The 21,566-nt window shown below is 71.6% G+C and carries 19 protein-coding genes and 2 pseudogenes; 16 read left to right on the top strand and 5 right to left on the bottom strand.

The window, feature by feature from the left end; all coding sequences use genetic code 11:
- Positions 1-7 precede the first annotated feature (7 nt).
- Together gndA and AC0L6F_RS04260 are read right to left on the bottom strand one after the other, a co-directional pair.
- The gene (gene gndA, locus AC0L6F_RS04265; protein ID WP_473539951.1) at positions 8-1,411 is read right to left on the bottom strand and encodes an NADP-dependent phosphogluconate dehydrogenase; all 1,404 of its coding nucleotides are present in this window, start codon (positions 1,409-1,411) and stop codon (positions 8-10) included.
- A 102-nt stretch (positions 1,412-1,513) separates the two neighbouring features.
- Positions 1,514-1,639 carry a hypothetical protein gene (locus tag AC0L6F_RS04260; protein WP_259612209.1) on the bottom strand — a complete coding sequence of 42 codons (126 nt, stop codon included), beginning with the start codon at positions 1,637-1,639 and terminating at the stop codon, positions 1,514-1,516.
- A gap of 239 nt (positions 1,640-1,878) precedes the next feature.
- Here AC0L6F_RS04260 and AC0L6F_RS04255 point away from each other — a divergent pair, with 239 nt between their 5' ends.
- The 5 genes from AC0L6F_RS04255 (at position 1,879) to AC0L6F_RS04235 (ending at position 10,589) form a co-directional block, all read left to right on the top strand.
- A complete protein-coding gene (locus AC0L6F_RS04255) occupies positions 1,879-2,496 on the top strand; it encodes a 50S ribosomal protein L25/general stress protein Ctc (RefSeq protein WP_259612208.1) in 618 nt (205 codons plus the stop codon).
- 3 nt (positions 2,497-2,499) lie between these two features.
- Positions 2,500-3,084, top strand: a complete 585-nt coding sequence (gene pth / locus AC0L6F_RS04250) for an aminoacyl-tRNA hydrolase (RefSeq protein ID WP_473539274.1) — start codon at positions 2,500-2,502, stop codon at positions 3,082-3,084.
- Between the two features lie 39 nt (positions 3,085-3,123).
- The gene (gene mfd / locus AC0L6F_RS04245; RefSeq protein ID WP_274638004.1) at positions 3,124-6,699 is read left to right on the top strand and encodes a transcription-repair coupling factor; all 3,576 of its coding nucleotides are present in this window, start codon (positions 3,124-3,126) and stop codon (positions 6,697-6,699) included.
- Between the two features lie 120 nt (positions 6,700-6,819).
- On the top strand, positions 6,820-8,103 hold the full coding sequence (locus AC0L6F_RS04240) for an alpha/beta hydrolase (RefSeq protein ID WP_473539273.1): 1,284 nt from the start codon (positions 6,820-6,822) through the stop codon (positions 8,101-8,103).
- Positions 8,103-10,589 carry a bifunctional lysylphosphatidylglycerol flippase/synthetase MprF gene (locus tag AC0L6F_RS04235; protein ID WP_473539271.1) on the top strand — a complete coding sequence of 829 codons (2,487 nt, stop codon included), beginning with the start codon at positions 8,103-8,105 and terminating at the stop codon, positions 10,587-10,589. The genes AC0L6F_RS04240 and AC0L6F_RS04235 overlap by 1 nt, the downstream gene beginning before the upstream one ends.
- A gap of 2 nt (positions 10,590-10,591) precedes the next feature.
- On the opposite strand, the gene gdhA is transcribed toward AC0L6F_RS04235, so the two are convergent.
- Entirely contained in the window at positions 10,592-11,929 is a 1,338-nt protein-coding gene (gene gdhA / locus AC0L6F_RS04230; RefSeq protein WP_473539950.1) for an NADP-specific glutamate dehydrogenase, read from the bottom strand.
- 145 nt (positions 11,930-12,074) lie between these two features.
- On the opposite strand from gdhA, the gene AC0L6F_RS04225 reads away from it, so the two are divergent.
- The 5 genes from AC0L6F_RS04225 (at position 12,075) to AC0L6F_RS04205 (ending at position 16,741) form a co-directional block, all read left to right on the top strand.
- Entirely contained in the window at positions 12,075-12,677 is a 603-nt protein-coding gene (locus AC0L6F_RS04225) for a gamma carbonic anhydrase family protein (RefSeq protein WP_259612203.1), read from the top strand.
- A 105-nt stretch (positions 12,678-12,782) separates the two neighbouring features.
- Positions 12,783-13,934: a Na+/H+ antiporter NhaA gene (locus AC0L6F_RS04220; protein ID WP_473539270.1), complete on the top strand. Its 1,152-nt coding sequence runs from the start codon at positions 12,783-12,785 to the stop codon at positions 13,932-13,934.
- On the top strand, positions 13,931-14,740 hold the full coding sequence (locus AC0L6F_RS04215; protein WP_473539269.1) for an alpha/beta fold hydrolase: 810 nt from the start codon (positions 13,931-13,933) through the stop codon (positions 14,738-14,740). The genes AC0L6F_RS04220 and AC0L6F_RS04215 overlap by 4 nt, the downstream gene beginning before the upstream one ends.
- A 5-nt stretch (positions 14,741-14,745) precedes the next feature.
- Positions 14,746-15,441, top strand: coding sequence for a MazG nucleotide pyrophosphohydrolase domain-containing protein (locus tag AC0L6F_RS04210; RefSeq protein ID WP_473539949.1), 696 nt, complete (start codon positions 14,746-14,748; stop codon positions 15,439-15,441).
- Between the two features lie 31 nt (positions 15,442-15,472).
- Positions 15,473-16,741: a histidine--tRNA ligase gene (locus AC0L6F_RS04205; RefSeq protein WP_473539948.1), complete on the top strand. Its 1,269-nt coding sequence runs from the start codon at positions 15,473-15,475 to the stop codon at positions 16,739-16,741.
- Positions 16,742-16,765: 24 nt separating this feature from the next.
- Here the strand turns inward: AC0L6F_RS04205 and AC0L6F_RS04200 are convergent.
- Positions 16,766-17,218 (bottom strand): annotated as a pseudogene (locus AC0L6F_RS04200) (VOC family protein); the annotation flags it as partial.
- A gap of 26 nt (positions 17,219-17,244) precedes the next feature.
- Between AC0L6F_RS04200 and AC0L6F_RS04195 the strand changes: the two are divergent.
- Both AC0L6F_RS04195 and AC0L6F_RS04190 read left to right on the top strand, forming a co-directional pair.
- Positions 17,245-17,409: pseudogene (locus AC0L6F_RS04195) on the top strand (DUF6597 domain-containing transcriptional factor); the annotation flags it as partial.
- A 193-nt stretch (positions 17,410-17,602) separates the two neighbouring features.
- Positions 17,603-17,761, top strand: coding sequence for an AraC family transcriptional regulator (locus AC0L6F_RS04190; RefSeq protein ID WP_354002982.1), 159 nt, complete (start codon positions 17,603-17,605; stop codon positions 17,759-17,761).
- Here AC0L6F_RS04190 and AC0L6F_RS04185 read toward each other — a convergent pair.
- Positions 17,758-18,222 (bottom strand): DUF4442 domain-containing protein, encoded by a 465-nt coding sequence (locus AC0L6F_RS04185; RefSeq protein WP_274638010.1) that lies wholly within the window; start codon positions 18,220-18,222, stop codon positions 17,758-17,760. The two genes, AC0L6F_RS04190 and AC0L6F_RS04185, sit on opposite strands and share 4 nt — an antisense overlap.
- A gap of 78 nt (positions 18,223-18,300) precedes the next feature.
- Here AC0L6F_RS04185 and AC0L6F_RS04180 point away from each other — a divergent pair, with 78 nt between their 5' ends.
- The 4 genes from AC0L6F_RS04180 to eno all read left to right on the top strand — a co-directional run bounded on the left by AC0L6F_RS04180 (position 18,301) and on the right by eno (position 21,540).
- On the top strand, positions 18,301-18,651 hold the full coding sequence (locus tag AC0L6F_RS04180; RefSeq protein WP_259612199.1) for a GntR family transcriptional regulator: 351 nt from the start codon (positions 18,301-18,303) through the stop codon (positions 18,649-18,651).
- A complete protein-coding gene (locus tag AC0L6F_RS04175) occupies positions 18,648-19,700 on the top strand; it encodes an SdpI family protein (RefSeq protein WP_473539268.1) in 1,053 nt (350 codons plus the stop codon). The genes AC0L6F_RS04180 and AC0L6F_RS04175 overlap by 4 nt, the downstream gene beginning before the upstream one ends.
- 32 nt (positions 19,701-19,732) lie before the next feature.
- Positions 19,733-20,182: a YdeI/OmpD-associated family protein gene (locus tag AC0L6F_RS04170; RefSeq protein ID WP_473539267.1), complete on the top strand. Its 450-nt coding sequence runs from the start codon at positions 19,733-19,735 to the stop codon at positions 20,180-20,182.
- A gap of 77 nt (positions 20,183-20,259) precedes the next feature.
- On the top strand, positions 20,260-21,540 hold the full coding sequence (gene eno, locus AC0L6F_RS04165; RefSeq protein ID WP_473539266.1) for a phosphopyruvate hydratase: 1,281 nt from the start codon (positions 20,260-20,262) through the stop codon (positions 21,538-21,540).
- The last annotated feature ends 26 nt before the right edge of the window (positions 21,541-21,566 follow it).

Raw genomic sequence — 21,566 nt, 5'->3', positions numbered from 1 at the left:
AGCTCGGTCAGTGCGTGTCCTCTGCCTCGATCTCGCTGCGGTCGCCCGACCACAGCGTGTGGAACGTGCCCTCCCGGTCGGTGCGGCGGTAGGTGTGCGCACCGAAGAAGTCGCGCTGCCCCTGGATCAGTGCGGCCGGCAGGCGGTCCGCGCGCAGGCCGTCGTAGTATGCCAGCGACGACGAGAAGGCGGGAGAGGGGATGCCGGATTGCGCCGCCGTCGCCACGATCCGGCGCCAGGCCGCCTGCGCCCGCTCCAGCGCCTCGACGAAGTAGGGCGCGGTCAGCAGCACCTGCAGATCGGGGGTCTGCGCATACGCCTCGGAGATGCGGTTCAGGAACTGGGCGCGGATGATGCACCCGCCGCGCCAGATCTCGGCGACCGCGCCCAGGTCGATGCTCCAGTCGTACTGCGCGGCACCGGCGCGGATCTCGTCGAACCCCTGCGAATAGGCGACGATCTTCGAGGCGAACAGCGCCAGGCGGACGTCCTCGATGAAGCCGGAGGCGTCCGTGACCGCAAGCGGCTCGGCAGGGCCGGGCAGCTGCGCAGCCGCGGCGCGCTGGTCCGGGTGGCTGGACAGCGACCGGGCGAAGACCGCCTCGGCGATCCCCGACACCGGCACCCCGAGGTCGATCGCGGTCTGCACGGTCCAGCCGCCGGTGCCCTTCGCACCGGCCTGGTCGACGATGACATCCACCAGCGGGGCGGCCGTCGCGGCATCCGTCTGCCGGAGCACCTCGGAGGTGATCTCGATCAGGTACGAGTTCAGCTCGCCGGCGTTCCAGTCGGTGAACACGTCGGCGATCTCGGCGGGGCTCAGGCCGGTGCCGCGCCGGATGAGGTCGTATGCCTCGGCGATCAGCTGCATGTCGGCGTACTCGATGCCGTTGTGCACCATCTTCACGAAATGCCCGGCGCCGTCGTGGCCGACGTGCGTGACGCACGGCTCGCCCTCTGCGATCGCCGCGATGCCCTTCAGGATCGGGCCGAGGGTGACCCAGGACTCGTCCGACCCGCCGGGCATCAGCGACGGGCCCCGCAGCGCCCCCTCTTCGCCGCCGGAGACGCCCATGCCGACGAAGTTGATGCCGGTGGCGCGCACCGCCTGCTCGCGGCGGATGGTGTCGGTGAACAGCGCGTTCCCGCCGTCGACGATGATGTCACCCGGCTCGAACACCTGCACCAGCTCGTCGATGACGGCATCCGTGGGTCGTCCCGCCTTGACCATGATCACCGCGGTGCGGGGCACCGTCAGCGACGCGGCGAACTGTGCGTAGGACGAACCGGCGACGAATCCGGCCTCGGGGTGGTCGGCGAGCAGCTCGTCGGTCTTGGCCTGCGTGCGGTTGTACACCGCCACCGTGTTGCCCTCGCGGCTGGCGAGGTTCCGGGCGAGGTTCGAGCCCATCACCGCCAGGCCGATCACGCCGATGTTGGCCGTGGGCTGGTCGCTCGACTCGGTCACGCGCACTCCTTGAGGAAGGGATCACAGGGATGATCCCAGCCTAGATCAGTGCTTGCGGTAGTTGTTCTGCCGGCCCAGGTGCCAGAACGACGCCACCAGGCTGACCGCCCCGATGAGCACGACCAGGCCGATGAATCCCAGGAGCATGTCCGAGGCGAGCTGTGCGTCCATGTGTTCCTCCTGGGGCGGGTCGAGTGCGCAGACGTCGTCCTCATGCTATCGGTCCGCCTGATAGACTTGGGACGCAACTTCGGCGAGGGATGCCGCACGTGCACCCGATGCGCGGCGAGTGGCATCCGTGATCGACGCGGTGAAGCAGGCCCTGCGGCTTTCCTCACGCGCATGCGTTCGAGTTGAACACAGACCCCGAAACATCAGGACCTGCCCCGCAGGTCTGCGAGGAGAGACACATGTCTGACGACACCAAGGTGCACGCCGAGCTGCGTGAGAACTTCGGCAAGGGCTTCGCGCGCCGTCTGCGCGCCGCCGGCAAGATCCCCGCCGTCATCTACGGCCACGGCACCGACCCGGTGCACGTCGCACTGCCGGGCCACCAGGTCTCGCTGCTGGTGCGTCGCGCCAACACGGTGCTCGAGCTCGATGTCAACGGCGCCCACCAGCTCACCCTGGTCAAGGACGTGCAGCGCGACCCGGTGCGCCAGATCATCGAGCACATCGACCTGCTCGTCGTGAAGAAGGGCGAGAAGGTGCAGGTCGAGGTCCCCGTGATCGTCGTCGGCGAATCCGCGCCGGGCACGATGGCCAACCTCGACACGACCACCCTGCGTCTCGAGGTGGAGGCGACCCACATCCCGGAGCACGTCGAGGTCAGCATCGAGGGCCGCGAAGAGGGCGAGCACCTCACCGCCGGCGACATCGCGCTGCCCAAGGGCGCGTCGCTCGTGGACGAGAAGGACCTGCTGATCATCGCGATCTCGGTGCCGGCCGCGGCATCCGTGCCCGAGGACGAGACCACCGAGGCGGAGGCCGCCGAGGTGGCGCCCGCCGAGGAGCCCGCCGCGGAGTGATCCATGCCGCAGACGTGGCTCGTGGTGGGCCTGGGTAATCCGGGACCGCAGTACGAGACGACCCGGCACAACGTCGGCCAGATGGTCGTCGACGAGCTGGCTGCTCGGCGCGGGGAGCGCTTCAGATCCCACAAGGCCGGTGCACGCGTGGTCGAGACGTGGCTGCGCCCCGGCGCGGACAAGGTCGTGCTGGCGAAGCTGAACAGCTATATGAACGTCTCCGGCGGCCCGGTCGCGAACCTGTCCCGGTTCTACGGCGTCGACCCGGCCCACGTGATCGTGGTGCACGACGAGCTCGACATCCCCTTCGATGCGATCCGGCTCAAGGTCGGCGGCGGGCACGGCGGCCACAACGGCGTACGCGACATCGCGAAGGCGCTGGGCACACCCGACTTCCCGCGAGTCCGGGTGGGCATCGGGCGCCCCCCGGGCCGGCAGGACCCGGCCGACTGGGTGCTCGACCCGTTCAGCGCGGCAGACCGCGCCGCGCTCCCGCTCGTGCTCGGCGACGCGGCCGACGCGGTGGAGCTGCTCATCGACGAGGGACTGCTGCCCGCCCAGCAGAAGCACCATGCCCCGAGGACGTGAGACGCGGAGCATGTCGGCGGGAGAACGTAGACTCCTGGAGTGACAGTTCCCGGGATCGCGCGCGCCCTCGCGCAGGCCGAGACCGTGCGAGAGGCGCTGGCCGCGGCATCCGTGGACGCCGACCTCTCCCTCGTCGAAGGACTCGATGCCCCCGTGCTCGCGTCCCTCCTGGAGCGGCGGCGGCTCGCCGACAAACCGGCCGCCCTGCTGGTGATCACCCCGACCGGGCGCCGCGCGGACGCCGTCGGCCCCGCCCTCGAGGCGCTGCTGCCCGGTGCCACCGTGCTGCACTTCCCCGCATGGGAGACTCTGCCGCACGAGCGGCTCAGCCCCAGCGCCGAGACCGTCGGCCGCAGGCTGGAGGGGCTGCATCGGATCCGGGAATGGGATGCCGCCGACCCGCAGCTGCGGGGTCCGCTGATCGTCACCGCGTCGGTGCGCGCCGCCCTCCAGCCGCTCGCCGGCGGGCTGGTCGACGGCGAACCGCTCAGACTGTCGGTGGGCGGGCGCACCCACGAGCTCGCCGAGGTCAGCGCCCTGCTCGTGGAGCGGGCCTACCACCGGGTCGACATGGTCTCGCGCCGCGGCGAGTTCGCCGTTCGCGGCGGCATCCTCGATGTCTTCCCGCCGACCGCGGACCACCCGTACCGGATCGAGTTCTTCGGCGACGAGGTGGATCAGATCCGCGCCTTCTCGGTGGCCGACCAGCGCAGCCTTCCCGGCGAGGTGCGCGATGTGCGGCTGCTGCCCAGCCGCGAGCTGCTGCTCACCGACACGGTGCGGGAGCGCGCCCGCGCGCTGGCGGACCACTCGCCCGGTCTGCGCGGCATGCTGGAGAAGCTGTCCGAGGGGATCCCCGCCGAGGGGATGGAGTCGCTCACGCCGGCGCTGGTGGACCAGCTGGTGACCCTGGTGGACTATCTGCCGGCCGCCACGGCGGTGGCGCTGCTGGACCCGGAGCGCTCCGTCACCCGGGCGCTGACCCTCTCGGACACCAACCGCGAGTTCCTCGAGGCCGCGTGGAGCGCAGCCACCGCCGGCGGCGACGCGCCGATCGAGCTGGGCGCGGGCGACTTCGTGACCCTGCCCGCGCTGCGCGAGGCCGCCCGCGCCCGCGGCGGGGTCTGGTGGGCGCTGAGTGCCTTCGATTCGGGCGCCGTCGAAGCGGCGCGCATCGACGGCCGGCCCGTGCCCTCGTTCCAGGGGAACGTGGAGGGCGCGACCGATCACATCGGGCGCCTCCTGGCGGACGGCTACCGGGTGGTGGTCGCGGCATCCGGACCGGGCCTTGCCGATCGGGCCCGCGACGTCCTCGCCGAGCGCGGCTACGCGGCCCGCCGGGTCGACGAAGTGCTCGAGGCGCCCGAACCCGGGGTGGCCCATGTCGTGGTGGCGAGCCTGGAGCGCGGGTTCGAGGTGGACGACGCCAAGCTCGCGGTCCTGACCGAGACCGAGTTCTACGGGCGGACCATCAGCGGCGACAACCGGGTGGTCAAGAAGCTGGCCTCGCGTCGGCGCAACGTCGTCGATCCGCTGCAGCTGAAGCCGGGCGACCACGTCGTGCACTCCACCCACGGCATCGGCCGGTTCGTCGAGCTCACCCAGCGCGAGGTGTCCACCGGCGGACGCAACGCGGTCAAGAGCATGCGGGAGTACCTCGTGCTGGAGTACGCGCCCAGCAGGCGGGGCTACCCCGGCGACAAGCTGTACGTTCCCACCGACCAGCTCGACCTGCTGTCCCGGTACGTCGGGGGAGAGGCCCCGGCGCTGTCGAAGATGGGCGGCAGCGACTGGGCGCAGGCGAAGGGCCGGGCGCGCCGGGCGGTGCGCGACATCGCGGTCGAGCTGGTCAAGCTCTATTCGGCGCGAATGGCGTCCAAGGGCCACGCGTTCGGGCCGGACACGCCCTGGCAGCGCGAGCTGGAGGAGGCGTTCCCCTTCGCCGAGACCCCGGACCAGCTGCAGACCATCGACGAGGTCAAGGCCGACATGGAGAAGCCGATCCCGATGGACCGGCTGCTGTCCGGAGACGTCGGCTTCGGCAAGACCGAGGTCGCCGTCCGGGCCGCCTTCAAGGCGATCCAGGACGGCAAGCAGGTCGCGATGCTGGTGCCCACCACGCTCCTGGTCAAGCAGCACCTCGAGACGTTCACCGAGCGGTTCGCCGGCTTCCCGGTGCAGGTGCGCGCACTGTCGCGGTTCCAGACCGACAAGCAGGCGCGCGAGATCGTCGCCGGCCTGGCCGACGGCACCATCGACATGGTCATCGGCACGCACCGCATCCTCACCGAGAAGGTGGTATTCAAGGATGTCGGACTGCTCATCATCGACGAGGAGCAGCGGTTCGGCGTCGAGCACAAGGACTCGCTGAAGAAGCTGAAGACCAACGTCGACATCCTGGCGATGAGCGCCACGCCGATTCCGCGCACGCTGGAGATGGCGGTCACCGGGATCCGCGAGATGTCGACCCTGCAGACCCCGCCCGAGGACCGGCATCCGATCCTGTCCTACGTCGGCCCGCGCAACGACAAGCAGGTCGCCGCGGCGATCCGCCGCGAGCTGCTGCGCGAGGGGCAGGTCTTCTACGTGCACAACCGGGTGCAGTCCATCCAGCGCGTGGCCGCGCAGCTGGCCGAGCTCGTCCCCGAGGCGCGCATCGCCGTCGCGCACGGGCAGATGGGCGAGAACCAGCTGGAGCACGTCGTGGACGACTTCTGGGAGCGCCGCGCCGATGTCCTGGTCTCGACCACCATCATCGAGACCGGGCTGGACATCTCCAACGCGAACACGATGATCATCGACCGCGCCGACAAGTACGGGCTCAGCCAGCTGCACCAGCTGCGCGGCCGGGTGGGGCGCGGGCGCGAGCGCGGCTACGCGTACTTCATGTACGACGAGAACAAGCCGCTCTCCGAGACCGCCGCCGACCGGCTCGAGACCATCGCGGTGAACAACGACCTCGGCTCGGGCATGCAGGTCGCGCTGAAGGACCTCGAGATCCGCGGAGCGGGCAACCTGCTCGGTGCCGAGCAGGCCGGGCACATCGCCGGGGTCGGATTCGACCTGTATCTGCGGATGATCGGCGAGGCCGTGGCCGCGTTCCGCGGCGAGGAGACCGAGGGGCCGACCGAGCTGCGGCTCGAGCTGCCCGTGGCCGCGCGCATCCCGGAGACGTTCATCGACAGCGAGCGGCTGCGGCTGGAGGCCTACCAGAAGCTGTCGGCCGCCGCATCCGCCACCGCCGCGGACGATGTGATCGATCGCGTCGTCGACGAGCTGCGCGACCGCTACGGCGAGCCGCCGGCCGAGGTCGAGGGGCTCATCGCGGTGGCGCGCCTGCGGCGCCGCGCGGCCCAGGCCGGGCTGGCCGACGTGGTCACGATGGGACCGAACCTGCGCCTGGCGCCGGCGCATCTGCCCGACTCGATGCGGGTGCGGCTGATGCGGCTGCATCCGAAGGCGAAGGTGGTCGCCGGCGGCGAGGCGCTCGTCGTGCCGCTGCCGACCGTCGACGGCGATCGGATGCCGGACGCCGAGCTGATCGCGTGGGCGCGTCAGCTGATCGACCAGCTGTGGCCGCAGGAAGTTCCGAGCGCGCATCGGGCGAACGCATAGCCGGCGCAGAACCGCAGCCGACGCTTCGCTGACTACGCTGACCTCGCGCGCCGCCGAGACGCGGCAGGGGACGAGCCGGAAGCGGGCGAGATGGATCGATGGTTCCTGAACCTCAACGTCATGAGCGGTCCGATCCCGGCCGCCGTCTGGGTGATCACGGCGATCGTCGGAATCGTCCTCCTCGTGCGCGATCACACCCGCAACTGGATCATCACGGCGCTGCCGGCCGTGCTCGGCGGTGCGGGTCTGGGTGTGGGCATCGTCTGGTGGTGCAATGCCAGCGATGCCTTCGGCGTCCCGCTCCCGCACGGCACCGGCTGGTGGATGTCGCTGGCGGGCGGCGGGATCGGACTGGGGATCGCCAGCCTGTGGCGCACCCACTGGTGGCGCAAAGCGGTCGCCGGACTGCTGATCGTGCTCGCGCCGCTGTCGGCGGGCCTCGGCATCAACGCGGGGTTCGGGCTGACGCCGACCATCGCGGACGTGCTGGGCATCAACACGCTCCCGTCGGTGGGTGCGCTGCCGTCCCTGCCCGCACACCACGACGCCCACCCGGGTGAGCCGATCGACCTGACGTGGCGGCCGCCGGCCGGCATGCCCGACAAGGGCCGCATCGGCACCCTGTCCGGGGCCGAGCGCATCCCGTCGACCGGCGGTTTCGCGCCGCGGGACGCCACGATCTACCTGCCGCCGGCGGCGCTCGTGCCCGACGCGCCCGCACTGCCCCTGGTCGTGATGATGAACGGCAAGCCGGGCCGCCCCAACCCGTCGTACGTCCGCACCGCGCTGGACACACTGGCCGCGCGCCATCACGGGCTGGCGCCGATCGTGATCATCGCCGACCAGCTGGGCAGTCCCAGTCGGCAGCCAGCCTGCTCGCCGTACTCGGTCTTCGGGAACGTGTCGCGGTACTTCAACACCGACATCATCCGGTATGCCCGCAGCCATCTGAACGTCCTGACGAGTCCGAAGGACTGGACGATCGCCGGCTACTCCGACGGCGGGGCCTGCGCGCTGAAGTGGGCGGCGCAGTATCCGAAGATCTGGGGCAACATGATCTCCCTGTCCGGCGACCTCTTCCCGGGCGCGTCCGAGCCCCGGACGTCGCTGGCCCAGGGGTTCCGCGGGAATCAGGTCCGCGACCTCGCACAGCGCCCCTCGGTGTTCGTCGCGGAGAACAGGCTTCAGTTCGCCGGACACCACGCCTTCTTCACCGCGGGGGCACTGGACCCGCGATTCTCGGGCTATGCCGTGCAGAACGCCGAGCTGCTGCGCCGCGCCGGCTTCACGGTCTCGCTCCAGGAGATCGCCGGCGCGACGCATGTGGGGACGGCGCTCAGCGGTGGACTGCTGGCCGCGTTCGGTCAGCTGTACCCGGTGCTCGGTCTGGCGCCGTCACGGTGATGCGCGTCCTGGGGCGCTACCTGACGCGGCATCCGTTCTCGGTCGCGCTGGCCGTGACCGTGATGGTCAGCGGCTGGCTGTTCTCGCTGCCGCGCACCGGGGCGACCCGCTGGCTGTCCGCCGGCCCGGCGACCACGGGCGAGGAGCACCTGTGGTGGACACCGGTGACGGCCCTGCTCGTGCCCAGCTCGCTGCTGGAAGCCGTGCTGACGGCAGCCATGGCGCTGACCGTGATGGCCTACGTCGAGCGCGTGATCGGCACGACGCGCGCGGTCCTGGGCTTCTTCGGCCTGGGAATCGTGGCGATCCTGGCGGGCATCGGCATCCACCTGCTGACGATCTGGCTGGGCACGCCGCTGCTGGTGCTGGCACGGCCGGAACTGACCCTCGATCCGGCGATCGGCGTGTTCGCGGTGGTGATGCTGGGCAGCGCGTCGGCGCCGACGCTGTTCCGGCGTCGGATCCGGGTCATCGGCTTCGCGACGGTGCTCACGTTCGCCCTGTACGGCGGCGATCAGGACAGCTTCTACCGCGTGCTCGCCGCGGTGCTGGGTCTGGCGCTGGGCGCCCTGCTGCAGCGGGGAGCGCGTCTGGCGGTTCCGCGGCCGCCGACGATGCCGCCTCGCTGGCGGCGGATGTCCTACGCGGAGGTGCGCATGCTGGTGGCCGCCGTCGTGGCCGTCACCGGGGTCGGGCCGCTGATCGTCCTGCTGAGCCACACGGTGGCCGGCCCCCTCTCCCTGCTCGTCTCCGGCTTCGCGCAGGTCGACCGGGGCGAGGCGTTCGAGCGCTGCGCGACGTATTTCGACAACGGATGCGACGCCGGCACGGTGCACGGCCTGGCGCGCGGGGTCGGCGCGGTGCTGCTGAGCCTCGTGCCGGTCGCCCTCAGCCTGGCGGCCGCGTGGGGCCTGCGTTCCGGCCGTCGCGCCGGGTGGTTCGCCGCGCTCGCGATGAGCGCGGTCAGTCTGGTCGCCACCGGAGCGGCCGTGGGGATCCTCAGCCTGCTCAACCCCGCCGGGCTGGAGCGGGTGGGCGAGCGGTTCGCTCTGGCGGCGGGGCTTGCCGTCGGCGTGCCGTTCGCCGTCGTCGTCGCTCTCGTGCTGACCCGGCACCGGTTCGCTGTGCGCAGCGGCCGCCGGCCCGCTCGACGGTTCTGGGTGACGATCAGCGCATCCTTCGCCGGTGTCCTCCTCGTCTGGGGGGTCGTCGCGGCGGTCAGCGGGACGCTCGGGCTCGGGCTCGGGCTGTGGACCACGTTCGGCCGCTTCCTGGCCGTCCTTTTGCCGGCCGGGCTGGCACGCGGCCTTCCCCGTCCCGGGCCGCACGCTCCCGGCGTCATGTCCCTCATCGACCAATGGGCGGGGGTGGCGTTCTGGGCGGTGGTGATCGTCGCGCTCCTCGTCCTGCTGCACGCCGCCCACCACGGGGACGACGGCGACAGCATCCGGTTCCGCAAGCTGCTGCATGCACCCGGCGGCGGGACCCTCGGGTTCCTGGGCACCTGGCAGGACGTCCGGCACTGGGTGGCTGCCGACCGGGACGGTGCGGTGGCCTACCGGCTGATCGGCGAGGTGGCGCTGACGGTCGCCGATCCGGTGTGCGCCCCCGGTCGGGAGGGCGAGATCGTCGACGGCTTCCTCCGGTTCTGCGATCGGCGCGGCTGGACGCCGATCTTCTACAGCATCCACGACACCACGCTCGCCGTGCTGCACGCCCGCGGCTGGCAGAGCGTGGCCATCGGCGAAGAGACGATCGTGCGCCTGCCCGGTCTGGACTTCTCCGGCGGGCGCTGGAAGCGGGTGCGCCAGGCTCTGGCCAAGGCGGATCGGGCCGGGATCGGCGCGGTCTGGACGCGCTGGGAGGACATCCCGCCCGAGATGGCGGCTCAGATCGAGGTGCTCAGCGAGCATTGGGTCGCCGAGAAGGCGCTTCCCGAGCTCGGCTTCACGCTCGGCGGCCTCGCGGAGCTGAAGGATCCGGATGTGGCGCTGCTGCTGGCCGTCGACGCGTCCGGCGACCTGCAGGCGATCACCAGCTGGCTGCCGAACTGGCGGGACGGGATGCTGGTGGGCTGGACGCTGGACTTCATGCGCCGCGGCGACGAGGCGATGGCCGAGATCATGGTCTATCTGATCGCCACCGCCGCGCTGCGCATGCGCGATGAGGGCGTGGAGTCGATGAGCCTGTCCGGCGCGCCGTTCGCCCGTCGTGCGTCCTCGACCGGGAACAGTCCGCCCGCGGCGTCACTGGTGTCACGTCTGCTGGCCTGGCTGGCCGATGTTCTCGAGCCGGTCTACGGCTTCCGCTCGCTGTTCGCGTTCAAGATGAAGTTCCATCCCGAGCTGGACAGCATCCACATGGCGTACGCGGATGTCGCGAGCCTGCCGACGGCGGGTCGGGCGATCACGCGCGCCTACCTGCCGGCGGCATCACCACGGCAGACGCTCGCGCTGATGCGGATGCTGTCGGAGCGATCCCGCTGAGCTCAGATGACGCCCTGGGCCAGCATCGCTACGGCCACGCGCTCGAAGCCGGCGCAGTTGGCGCCGACCACGTAGTCGCCCTCGTGGCCGTAGCGGCGGGCCGCCCCGAACGAGGCCGCGTGCACGTCGCGCATGATCCCGCGCAGCCGATGCTCGCTGTCGGCGAAGCTCCAGCGCTCGCGTCCGGCGTTCTGGGTCATCTCCAGCGCCGAGGTCGCCACGCCGCCGGCGTTGACCGCCTTGCCCGGTCCGAACAGCACGCCGGCGGACTGGAACGCCTCGACCGCCTCGGGCGTGGACGGCATGTTCGCGCCCTCGGCGACCGCCCGTACGCCCCCGTCGATCAGAGCCCGCGCGTCGGCGTCGTCGATCTCGTTCTGCGTGGCGGACGGAATGGCCACCTCGACCGGCACGGACCACGGATTCGCGCCCTCGATGAACCGGGCACCGGGTCGCCGGGCGGCGTACTCCGAGATGCGGGCCCGCTCGACCTCCTTCACCTGGCGCAGCAGGTCGACGTCGATGCCGTCGTCGTCGACGATGCAGCCGGAGGAGTCGGAGGCCGTCACCGGCAGCGCGCCGAGCTGACGCGCCTTGTCGATCGCGTAGATGGCGACATTCCCGGACCCGGACACGCCCACCCGCTTGCCCTCGAGCGTCTCGCCGTGCACGGCCAGCATCTCCTGCACGAAGAACACGGCGCCGTAGCCGGTCGCCTCGGTGCGCACCTCGGCGCCGCCCCACGACGTCCCCTTGCCGGTGAGCACACCGGACTCGTGCCGATTCACCAGGCGCCGGTACTGGCCGAACAGGTAGCCGATCTCGCGGCCGCCCACACCGATGTCGCCGGCGGGCACGTCGGTCTGCTCGCCGATGTGGCGGTACAGCTCGGTCATGAACGCCTGGCAGAAGCGCATCACCTCGGCGTCGCTGCGGTCACGGGGATCGAAGTCGCTGCCGCCCTTCGCACCGCCGATGCCCTGGCCGGTCAGCGCGTTCTTGAAGATCTGCTCGAAGCCGAGGAACTTGATGATCGACAGATTCACCGAGGGATGGAACCGCAGGCCGCCCTTGTACGGGCCCAGTGCGGAGTTGAACTGGATGCGGTACCCGCGGTTCACGTGCAGCCCGCCGTCGTCATCGGTCCACGGGACGCGGAACATGATCTGGCGCTCGGGCTCGACGAGGCGTTCGACGATCCCCGCGTCCGCGAACTCCGGGTGCCGCTCCAGCACGGGCCCGATCGAGTCGAGCACCTCGTGCACCGCCTGCAGGAACTCGGGTTCATGCGGATTGCGGTCCTGTACGGTCTCGAAGACGCTGCGGACGGGCGAGGGCAGAGCGGTGAGAGTCGTTGTCACGGATGAGGCTTTCTGGCCGGATGCGGGGGGAACGCGCGCGCACGCGAACCTTCATACTCTACCGACGCTACGCTGGCGGCCAGGCGACCGCACGTAACAAGCCCGACCTCGCAAGGGAGCGCGCATGCTGTTCGAACATCTCGGAGCCGAGCCGCAGATCGACCCCACGGCGGTGATCGCGCCGACCGCGGTCATCAGCGGGGACGTGACCATCGGCCCGGACTGCCAGATCCTGCACGGAGCAGTGATCACCTCGGAGGGCGGGCCGATCACGCTCGGCGCCAGCGTGATCGTGATGGAGAACGCGCTGGTCCGCGCCAGCGCGACCAACCCGGTGCACATCGGCGCGCACACCCTGGTGGGACCGATGTGCAGCATCTCGGGCGCCACGATCGGCTCGGAGGTGTTCCTGGCCACCGGCACCCGGATCTTCAACGGCGCGCACATCGACACCGGATGCGAGGTCCGGATCAACGCGGTGGTGCACCTGCGCACGCACCTGCCGGAGGGCACCATCGTGCCGATCGGCTGGGTGGCGGTGGGCGACCCGGTGCAGATCCTGCCCCCGGCCGAGCACGAGCGGATCTGGCAGGAGCAGCAGGAACTCGACTTCCCCGGCTACGTGTTCGGGTTGGATCGGGAGACCCCCGACCTTCTCGTCCAGCTCACCGAGCGGTACGGTCGCAGCCTGTCCCGGCACGCGGACGACCGACGCCTGGACGGCTGATCGGCGCGGGCAGCGCCGCCGCATGTCGGTAGCATGGTGCGCGGTGTGCCGGGAAGTCTGGTCGGCGGTCGTCGCGGATGCGGCGGCCCGACCCACGGAGGTGCCATGACCCTGCTGCGCTCTGCACGCTTCCCCGCCGTCCTGCTGCTGCTGGCGGCGATCTGCGGGCTCGTGCTGGCCAACTCCCCAGCCGCATCCGGCGCGTTCGCCGTGCAGCACCTGCACGTCGGCATCCCGGGGACGCCGTTCCTGCTCGACGTCGGCGAGCTGATCGCCGACGGGCTGCTGGCGGTGTTCTTCTTCACCGTCGCCGTCGAGCTGCAGTACGAGCTCACCAGCGGTGAGCTGGGCTCGGCGCGCAAGGCCGTGCTGCCGGCGATCGCGGCCGCCGGCGGGGTGGTCGCGCCGATCGCCGTGTATCTCGCGGTGGCCGCGCCGGCCGGCCTGGCCGCGGGGTGGCCGGTGCCGACCGCCACGGACATCGCCTTCGCCCTCGGCGTGCTGGCCGTGTTCGGCCGCGGGCTGCCGCCGACCGTCCGGGTGTTCCTGCTGGCGCTGGCGATCCTCGACGACATCATCGGAATCGTCTTCATCGCGGTGCTGTTCGCGCACGGGGTGAATCTGTGGCTGCTCGTGCTGTCGGTCGTCCTGGTCGTCGTGTTCGGTGTGCTGAGCCGACGGCTGGGCGGTCCTGGGGGTCGCGCCATCGTCGCGGCGATGATCGTGCTCGCGGTGGCCGCCTGGGCCGCCATGCTCGCGTCCGGCGTGCACGCGACGATCGCCGGCGTCCTCCTCGGGCTGGCGATCGCGCAGAGGCCCGGGCTGCGTGCGCGCTACACGCTGGAGCCGTGGGTGAACGGCGTCATCCTGCCGCTGTTCGCGCTGTCGGCCGCGCTCGTGGCGATCCCGGCGATCGGCGGCGACGGGCTGTCGCCGGTGTTCTGGGGCATCGTCGTCGCACTGCCGGTCGGCAAGCTGGTCGGCATCACGGGGGCGGGATGGATCGCGCAGCGCGGGCTGCGGGTGCCGCGGGCGGCACGCCTGCCGTTCGGCGACCTGCTGGCCGCGGGAGCCCTGGGAGGCATCGGATTCACCGTCTCGCTGCTGCTGGCCAATCTCGCGTTCGCGGGGGACGCGCTGCTGCGCGACGAGGCCGTGCTCGGCGTGCTGTGCGGATCGGGCGTCTCGCTCGTGCTGGCGGTGATCGTCGTATCGTGGCGTGCACGCCACCACAGCAGGATCGGAGCGAGCGCATGAGGCAGGAGCTGGTGCGGGTTGAGCACGATGCCGAGATCCGCGGGGCGCGGCTGGCGTGGTCGGTGGAGGGCGAGGGACCCACGGTGGTGTGGGGGCACGGCGTCACCCACGACCGATGGACGATGGTGGATGCCGGTGTCTACGACTTCGCGCCGATCGTGGCGGCCGGGTTCCGTCTGGTGCGCCTGGACTGGCGCGGACACGGCGTGTCCGGCGGCGGAGCCGATCCGGACGAATACACATGGTCGTCCCTCGGCGCGGACCTGCTGGCGCTGCTCGAGCTGATCGACCCCGACGAGCCGGTCGCGGCGATCGGCTGCTCGATGGGCACCGGCGCGATTCTGCACGCCGCCGTCCGGGCACCCGAGCGGTTCCGCCGACTCGTGCTGACGGCGCCCCCGACGGCGTGGGATACGCGCGCCGCGCAGGCCGAGCTGTACCGCCGGCTGGTCCCGATGGTGGCCTCCGGGGGGCGGACGGCACTCGATCGCGCGATGGCGATGGCGCCGCCCACCGGCATCTTCGCCGAGCTGGACGCCCCGCTGCCGGTGGCCGTGGGCGACCGGGTGCTGCCCGCGGTGCTCGAAGGGGCTGCCCGCAGCGACCTCCCCGATCCGGATGCGCTGCGCGGTCTGGCGATCCCCACGCTCGTGCTCAGCTGGGCGGATGACCCGGGGCATCCGGTCTCGACCGGGCGTGGATTGCACGATCTGATCCCCGGCTCGCGGTTCGGGGTGTCCGCTCCTCTGGCCGAGGTGCGCGGATGGGGCGCCCGGGCGGCGTCCTTCCTGCGGGAGGACGCGTGAGTGACATGACGCCGGAGCGGGGCGAGCCGCTGCGGGCGGCGGCCGAGGTGATGCACGAGGTGCGGGACAAGTGCGTGTGGACCCAGCAGATCACGCACCGCGACCTCGTGCCGTATCTGGTCGAGGAGAGTGCGGAGCTGATCGACGCCGTCGAGACCGGGTCGCGCGCAGACCTGCGCGAGGAGCTGGGCGACCTGCTCTGGCAGGTGCTGTTCCACGCCGAGATCGCCTCGCGCGACCCGGATGACCCGTTCGACATCGACGACGTGGCACGCGGGCTCGGCGAGAAGATGGTGCGCCGGCATCCGCACGTCTTCGGCGACGCCGTGGCGCGCACGCCGGATGAGGTGCTGGTGCTGTGGAACGCGGCCAAGGCCGAGGAGAAGCGCACACGCACGAGCGTGCTGGACGGGGTCAGTGAGCGGATGCCGACGCTCGCGCTCGCGCAGAAGCTGCTGGGCAGGGCTGCGCCCGTCGCGGCGCCCTCGCCTCGCGCGGGGGGTCCGCAGCCGCAGCCCCAGTCCGAAGAGGACCTCGGCGACGCCCTGCTGGCACTCGTGGCCGACGCGCGGGAGCGCGGGTGGGATGCCGAGCGGGCGCTCCGCGAGCGCCTGCGGCGCCTGCAGTCGGAGGTCCGCACCGCCGAGGCGGCGGCCGCGGTCCCGGGCGGACGGAGCGGTGCCCGGGATCTGGAAAGCTAGAGTCGTGCCCACCGTCACTCCGCCGCGCGGGATGCGCGACTTCCTCCCCGCCGACAAGGCTCGCCGCGAGCGCGTGCTCGCCGTCATCCGGGAGCGGTACCGCGCGCACGGGTTCGATGAGATCGAGACCCCGGTGATGGAGGAGTACGGCCGGCTGCACGCCGGCATCGGCGGCGACAACGAGAAGCTCGCCTACAACGTGCTGCGCCGGGGGCTGGACACCGACGCGATCCGCGCCGCCGCCGACGAGCCGGCCGCGCTCGCCGTCGGAAGGCTGGCCGACCTGGGGCTGCGGTACGACCTGACCGTGCCGCTGGCACGGTTCTACGCCACCCACCGGGCCGAGCTGCCGACGGTCTTCCGCTCGATCCAGATCGCGCCGGTCTGGCGCGCGGAGCGGCCGCAGAAGGGCCGGTACCGGCAGTTCGTGCAGTGCGACATCGACATCATCGGCGATGCGTCGGCGCGCGCCGAAGCAGAACTCGCCGTGGCGACCCTCGACACGCTGGATGCCCTGGGACTGGCCGGCGGCAGCATCCGGATCAACGACCGTCGCGTGCTGGACTGGATGCTGGAGACGTTCGGGTTCGCCCCCGAACAGCGCCCGGGCGTGCTGATCACCATCGACAAGCTGGACAAGATCGGTCCGGCCGGGGTCGCCGCCGAACTGCGCGAGCGCGGCGCCGACACGGCCGCGGTGGATGCCTTCGAGGCGTTCCTGCTCCGGCCGCAGGCGCTGCGGACCCCGCCGTACGGCGAGCAGCAGATCCGCGGCGCGCTGCCCGACGGCGCCCCCGACGACGTCGTCGCGCACCTGGCGGGGATCGGGACCGCGGTCGCCGCGGCGCGGCCGGCCGGCGAGCCCATCCCGCTCGTGTTCGACCCGTTCCTCGTGCGCGGCATGGGCTACTACACCGGGACGATCCTCGAGCTGGCCCACCCGTCGGTGTCGTACTCACTCGGCGGCGGTGGGCGCTACGACGGCATGATCGGCCGGTTCCTGGGGCAGGACGTGCCCGCCGTCGGCTTCTCCATCGGCTTCGAGCGGATCGTGGATCTGGTGGCGCCCGAGGAGGATGCCGCGGCCCGATCGGTCGTGCTCGTGCACGACAAGGACGTGCCCGTAGCCGAACTGGCTGCACTGAAGGCACGGTTCGTGGCCGAGGGGAGCCGGGTCCGGCTGGAGACCCGTACCAAGAACCTGAAGGCGCTGCTGGAGCGGGCCGCCGCCGACGGCTACACCCGGTTCGCGACGGTCGCGGCCGGCCAGGACGAGCCGGAGCTCAAGCCGCTGGGATGAGTTGCGCCCGGGGATGAACGCCGCTCAGCCCTGCTGAGCGGCCCACTCCGCCACCCGCGCGACACTCTCGGCTTCGGACAGATCCTCCACCCGGGTCATCAGCGACCAGCGCACGCCGAACGGATCGCGGATGCTGGCGTACCGATCGCCGGAGACGAACGTGGACGGCGCCTCCCGGACCGTGGCGCCGGCCGCCGCCGCCCGCGAGACGACGGCATCCACGTCCGCGACGTACAGCCCGATCGAATAGCAGCTGCCGTTCCCGTCGGGTGCCGGCACGAGATCGTACGCCGGCGACGGCTCGCCGATCTGCAGCAGCCCCAGTCCGAAGTCCAGGCCGGCGTGGGCGACTACGCCGTCGGACTCGGTGACATCGGTCACCCGGGCGCCGAGCACGTCGCGGTAGAACTCCAGCGCACCTCGCGCATTGCGGATGGCCAGGAACGGGGTGATGCTGGTCGCCGTGTGCGGCCGGCCGTCCGGAGGTCGAGGCGGCCGACCTGGTGGCCTGGTTCTGGGTGCCGGAGTGGGATCTGCCGCCCGGCGCCGCATCGACGCAGGAGGTGCTCGCCTACCCGGCGGCCAATCTGGTGGTCAGCCCGGACGACGTCCGGCTGTGGGGCGCCGCCACCCGCCGCACCGAACGGGTCCTCACCGGCACGGCCTGGGCGGTGGGCGCGCTGCTGCGGCCGGCGGCGCTGGCAGCCCTCGCTGCGGAGCCCGTGCGCCTGGTCGACGGCTCCATCGCGGTCGCGGCTCCGGAACTGGTGGCGCGCATCCGCGCCGTCATGCCGGGTGGGGCGGCCGCAGCATCCGCTCGCCTGGGTGCCTGGCTGAACGAACAGGTGGGCGCCCGCACAAGTGAGGCGCGGCTGGCGGGTGCGCGAGCATCCGGACGAGCCGCTGGCCGGGATCGCCGCGGAACTCGGCTACGCCGATCAGGCGCACCTGGCCAGCGACTTCCGCAGGGTGCTCGGGTTCACGGCCTCGCGCTACCGATGCGATCGGTCCCCGAGCTAGGATCGCGCCTCGGTGACCCGGCGCTTCTCGCGCACGTACACCTCGCGGCGCACGTGGGCGACCACGTCGCCTTCGGCGTCGGTGATGTCGGTCTCGAACCACTCCAGCACCTTGGCGCCGCCGTGCGCCCGCTCACGCAGTTCGGCGATCTTGGCCGGCGGCACCTCGAACCGGGCGGTGAGCACGCCGCGGCCGGGCTTTCGGAACTCGATCTCGCCCTTCGTGTCCCAGACCACGTAGTCGCGGCCGATCTGGTGCATCACGAGCATGAAGAAGTACGGGTCGGTCATCGCCGACATCGATCCGCCGAACGCGGTCTTCACGTAGTTGCGGGTGATCGGGTTCACGTGCAGCTCGACCGTGGCGCTGGTCCAGTCATCCGCGAACCGGCGCACGCGGATGCCGCTGCACAGGTTGGGGATCCACAGGCTCATGATCAGGGCGAGGCGTCGCGGGGTCATGGTCGCCAGTGTGCCGGATCCGCCGGCCGCTCGCACTTCGTGCGTGCGCGGTTGTTCTAGCTGTAATAGAATAATGCGGTGCTCATCCGCATCGACCCCGCCAGCGACGCGGCTCTGTTCGATCAGGTCGCCGCGTCCGTGCGCGCAGAGATCGCCGCCGGCCGGCTGCGCGCCGGCGACCGGCTCCCCGCCGCGCGCGAGGTCGCGGCATCCCTCCGGGTCAACGTGCACACGGTGCTGCGCGCCTACCAGCTGCTGCGCGACGAGGGGCTGGTCGACATCCGGCGCGGGCGCGGCGTGCTGGTCACCGATGCCGCCGCGCCGCTGGCCGAACTCGCCGACGACATCCGCGCCCTCGTGGTCCGGGGCGTCGCCCTCGGACTGTCGCCGACCACCCTTGCCGCCCTCGTGAAGGAGACCCGCCTATGACCCCCGAGATCCGCCGCGCCCGCCGTGCCTTCATCTGGGTGGGGGTGGTGCTGCCCGCGGTGATCACGGTGCTGTCCACCCTGGTGGTCCTGATCTGGCTGCCCCAGCTGCCCGACCCGGCGGCCACGCACTGGTCGGGCGGAGCGGCGCCGGACGGCTTCGGCCCGGCATGGACGTACCCGGCGATCGGATTCGGCGTTCCGGCGGTCGCCATCGTGCTGATCGCGGTGCTGGTGCTCCTCTCGCACCGGATTCCGCCCCGCTCCCCGGACGGGCCGCAGTGGTCGCCGACCGCGCGCTTCCTCGGCGCCCTGAGCCTGGGCCTGTCCGGCATGATGTCGGTGACCACGCTGGTGAGCGTCGGCGTGCAGCGCGGGCTCGCCGATGCCGCCGACGCGCCCGACATCACGCCGTGGGTCTTCGCCGGACTCGGTCTCATGCTCGCCCTCGGTGTGCTCGGCTGGTTCCTGCAGCCCGCCGTCCCCGCGGGCCCGGCGGGCGCGGACACGGATGCCGCACCCCTGCCGCTGGCCGGAGACGAGCGGGCCGTGTGGTACGGGAGCGTGGCGATGGCCCGCAGCGGGCAGATCGTCCTCGGCATCGCCCTCGTCCTGATGCTGATCGGCACGGCCGCCGTCGTGGCCATCGGCGATCCGCGCGCGATGTGGATCATGATCGGCACGACGCTCCTGCTGATCGTGGCCGCCGCGGCCGGCGTGGCGTTCCGGGTGCGCGTGTCGGCGGAGGGGCTGCGCGTGCGCTCGGTCCTCGGCTGGCCGACCACCCGCATCCGGCTGGAGAGCATCGAGAAGGCCGAGGTCGTCACCGTCTCGCCGTTCGCCGAGTTCGGCGGATGGGGCTGGCGGATCGCCGTCGACGGGCGCCGGGGCATCGTGCTGCGCACCGGCCAGGCGCTGCAGGTGGTCCACGGCGGGGGCCGGGTGTTCGTGGTCACCGTCGACGATGCCGCCACCGCCGCTGGGCTGCTGAACGCGCTGCGCGAGCGAGCGGCATCCGCCCCCGGCCGCCCGCAGCCGCCGATGGGGTGACAGACACCGCTGGTTCGGGAGAGGATCGGAGCATGGCTCTGCATCTGAACACCGTGCTGGAACCGCACGGACCGGCGACCGCGATCGAACTGACCGACGAGCAGGTCGAGGAGCTCGGCGGCGGCCGGCGTGCCGCCGTGCGGGTCACCATCGGCGGGCGCACGGCCCTGCTCCGACTCGGCGTGATGGGCGGGCACAACCTGATCGGCATGTCGAAGGCCGCGCGGGCCGAGCTCGGCGTCGAGATCGGCCAGACGGTGGATGCGGTCATCGAACTGGACACCGCGGACCGCGTCGTCGAGGTGCCCGACGACCTCGCCGCGGCGCTGGATGCCGACCCCGCGCTGCGCGCCGGCTTCGATGCCCTGGCCTTCACCCACCGCAAGGAGCACGTGCGCTCGGTCGTCGAGGCCAAGCAGCAGGCCACCCGCGAGCGCCGCATCGCCGCGGTGGTCGAGAAGGTGCGCGCCAGCCTGGGGTGACCTGCACCGCCTCGCTAGACTCGACCTCGGACCGACGATGCTCCGAGATTGCACCTCCCATCATGCAAGGAGTCCCTGTGGCACTTATCGAGGCTGTGAACGCGCGCGAGATCCTGGATTCGCGCGGAAACCCGACCGTCGAGGTGGAGGTGCTGCTGGACGACGGCATCGTCCAGCGCGCGGCCGTCCCGTCCGGCGCCTCCACCGGCGCGTTCGAGGCGTACGAGCTGCGTGACGGCGACAAGGGCCGGTACGGCGGCAAGGGCGTGCGCAAGGCCGTCGCCGCGGTGATCGACGAGCTCGGCCCCGCGGTGGAGGGCACCGAGGCCAGCGAGCAGCGCATCGTCGATGAGATCCTCATCTCGACCGACGGCACCGAGAACAAGTCGCGCACCGGCGCCAACGCCATCCTCGGCGTGAGCCTGGCCGTGGCCAAGGCCGCCGCCGACAGTGCCGATCTGCCGCTGTTCCGCTACCTGGGCGGCCCGAACGCGCACGTGCTGCCGGTGCCGCTGTTCAACGTCATCAACGGCGGCGCGCACGCCGACAACGGCATCGACATGCAGGAGTTCTTCCTCGCCCCGATCGGCGCCGCCGACTTCTCCGAGGCGCTGCGCTGGGGCACCGAAACCTACCACGTCCTGAAGGGCGAGCTGAAGGCGGCCGGGTTCGCCACCGGCCTCGGCGACGAGGGCGGCTTCGCCCCCGACCTGCCCAACAACCGCGAGGGCCTCGACTTCCTGATCACGGCCATCGAGAAGGCCGGCTTCACGCCCGGGCGAGATATCGCGCTGGGGCTGGATGCCGCGGCCACCGAGTTCTACGACAACGGGGTGTACCGCCTCGACCAGAAGGACTGGACCGGCCCGGAGCTGATCGACTACTACGCCGATCTGGTGGACGCCTACCCGATCGTCACGATCGAGGACGCCCTGGCCGAGGACGCGTGGGACGACTGGAAGCTGCTCACCGACCGGCTCGGCGGGAAGACGCAGCTGGTCGGCGACGACCTGTTCGTCACCAACCCCGAGCGCCTGGCGAAGGGCATCGGCCTGGGGGTGGCCAACTCACTGCTGGTGAAGGTGAACCAGATCGGCACGCTCTCCGAGACCCTTGATGCCGTCGACCTGGCCCATCGCTCCGGATACACGGCGATGTTCTCGCACCGGTCCGGCGAGACCGAGGACACCACCATCGCCGATCTCGTGGTCGCCGTCAACGCGGGTCAGATCAAGTCCGGCGCGCCCGCCCGCAGCGAGCGTGTGGCGAAATACAATCAGCTTCTGCGCATCGAGGAAGAGCTGGGCGATGCGGCGGAGTTCATCGGCCGCGCAGCCTTCCCGCGCTTCACCAGCTGACGGCGACGCGAACGAGAGGGGGAGTC

This window comes from Microbacterium sp. G2-16M, from assembly GCF_055809115.1.
Note: the sequence above shows the minus strand (reverse complement) of the source record. Positions and strands in the feature narration are given on the sequence as shown.

Coding starts and splice junctions, on each gene's coding strand:
- gndA (WP_473539951.1), bottom strand. CDS start 1,411: ATGGGCTCGAACCTCGCCCGGAACCTCGCCAGCCGCGAGGGCAACACG.
- AC0L6F_RS04260 (WP_259612209.1), bottom strand. CDS start 1,639: ATGGACGCACAGCTCGCCTCGGACATGCTCCTGGGATTCATCGGCCTG.
- AC0L6F_RS04255 (WP_259612208.1), top strand. CDS start 1,879: ATGTCTGACGACACCAAGGTGCACGCCGAGCTGCGTGAGAACTTCGGC.
- pth (WP_473539274.1), top strand. CDS start 2,500: ATGCCGCAGACGTGGCTCGTGGTGGGCCTGGGTAATCCGGGACCGCAG.
- AC0L6F_RS04240 (WP_473539273.1), top strand. CDS start 6,820: ATGAGCGGTCCGATCCCGGCCGCCGTCTGGGTGATCACGGCGATCGTC.
- AC0L6F_RS04235 (WP_473539271.1), top strand. CDS start 8,103: ATGCGCGTCCTGGGGCGCTACCTGACGCGGCATCCGTTCTCGGTCGCG.
- AC0L6F_RS04225 (WP_259612203.1), top strand. CDS start 12,075: ATGCTGTTCGAACATCTCGGAGCCGAGCCGCAGATCGACCCCACGGCG.
- AC0L6F_RS04220 (WP_473539270.1), top strand. CDS start 12,783: ATGACCCTGCTGCGCTCTGCACGCTTCCCCGCCGTCCTGCTGCTGCTG.
- AC0L6F_RS04215 (WP_473539269.1), top strand. CDS start 13,931: ATGAGGCAGGAGCTGGTGCGGGTTGAGCACGATGCCGAGATCCGCGGG.
- AC0L6F_RS04210 (WP_473539949.1), top strand. CDS start 14,746: ATGACGCCGGAGCGGGGCGAGCCGCTGCGGGCGGCGGCCGAGGTGATG.
- AC0L6F_RS04205 (WP_473539948.1), top strand. CDS start 15,473: ATGCGCGACTTCCTCCCCGCCGACAAGGCTCGCCGCGAGCGCGTGCTC.
- AC0L6F_RS04185 (WP_274638010.1), bottom strand. CDS start 18,222: ATGACCCCGCGACGCCTCGCCCTGATCATGAGCCTGTGGATCCCCAAC.
- AC0L6F_RS04175 (WP_473539268.1), top strand. CDS start 18,648: ATGACCCCCGAGATCCGCCGCGCCCGCCGTGCCTTCATCTGGGTGGGG.
- AC0L6F_RS04170 (WP_473539267.1), top strand. CDS start 19,733: ATGGCTCTGCATCTGAACACCGTGCTGGAACCGCACGGACCGGCGACC.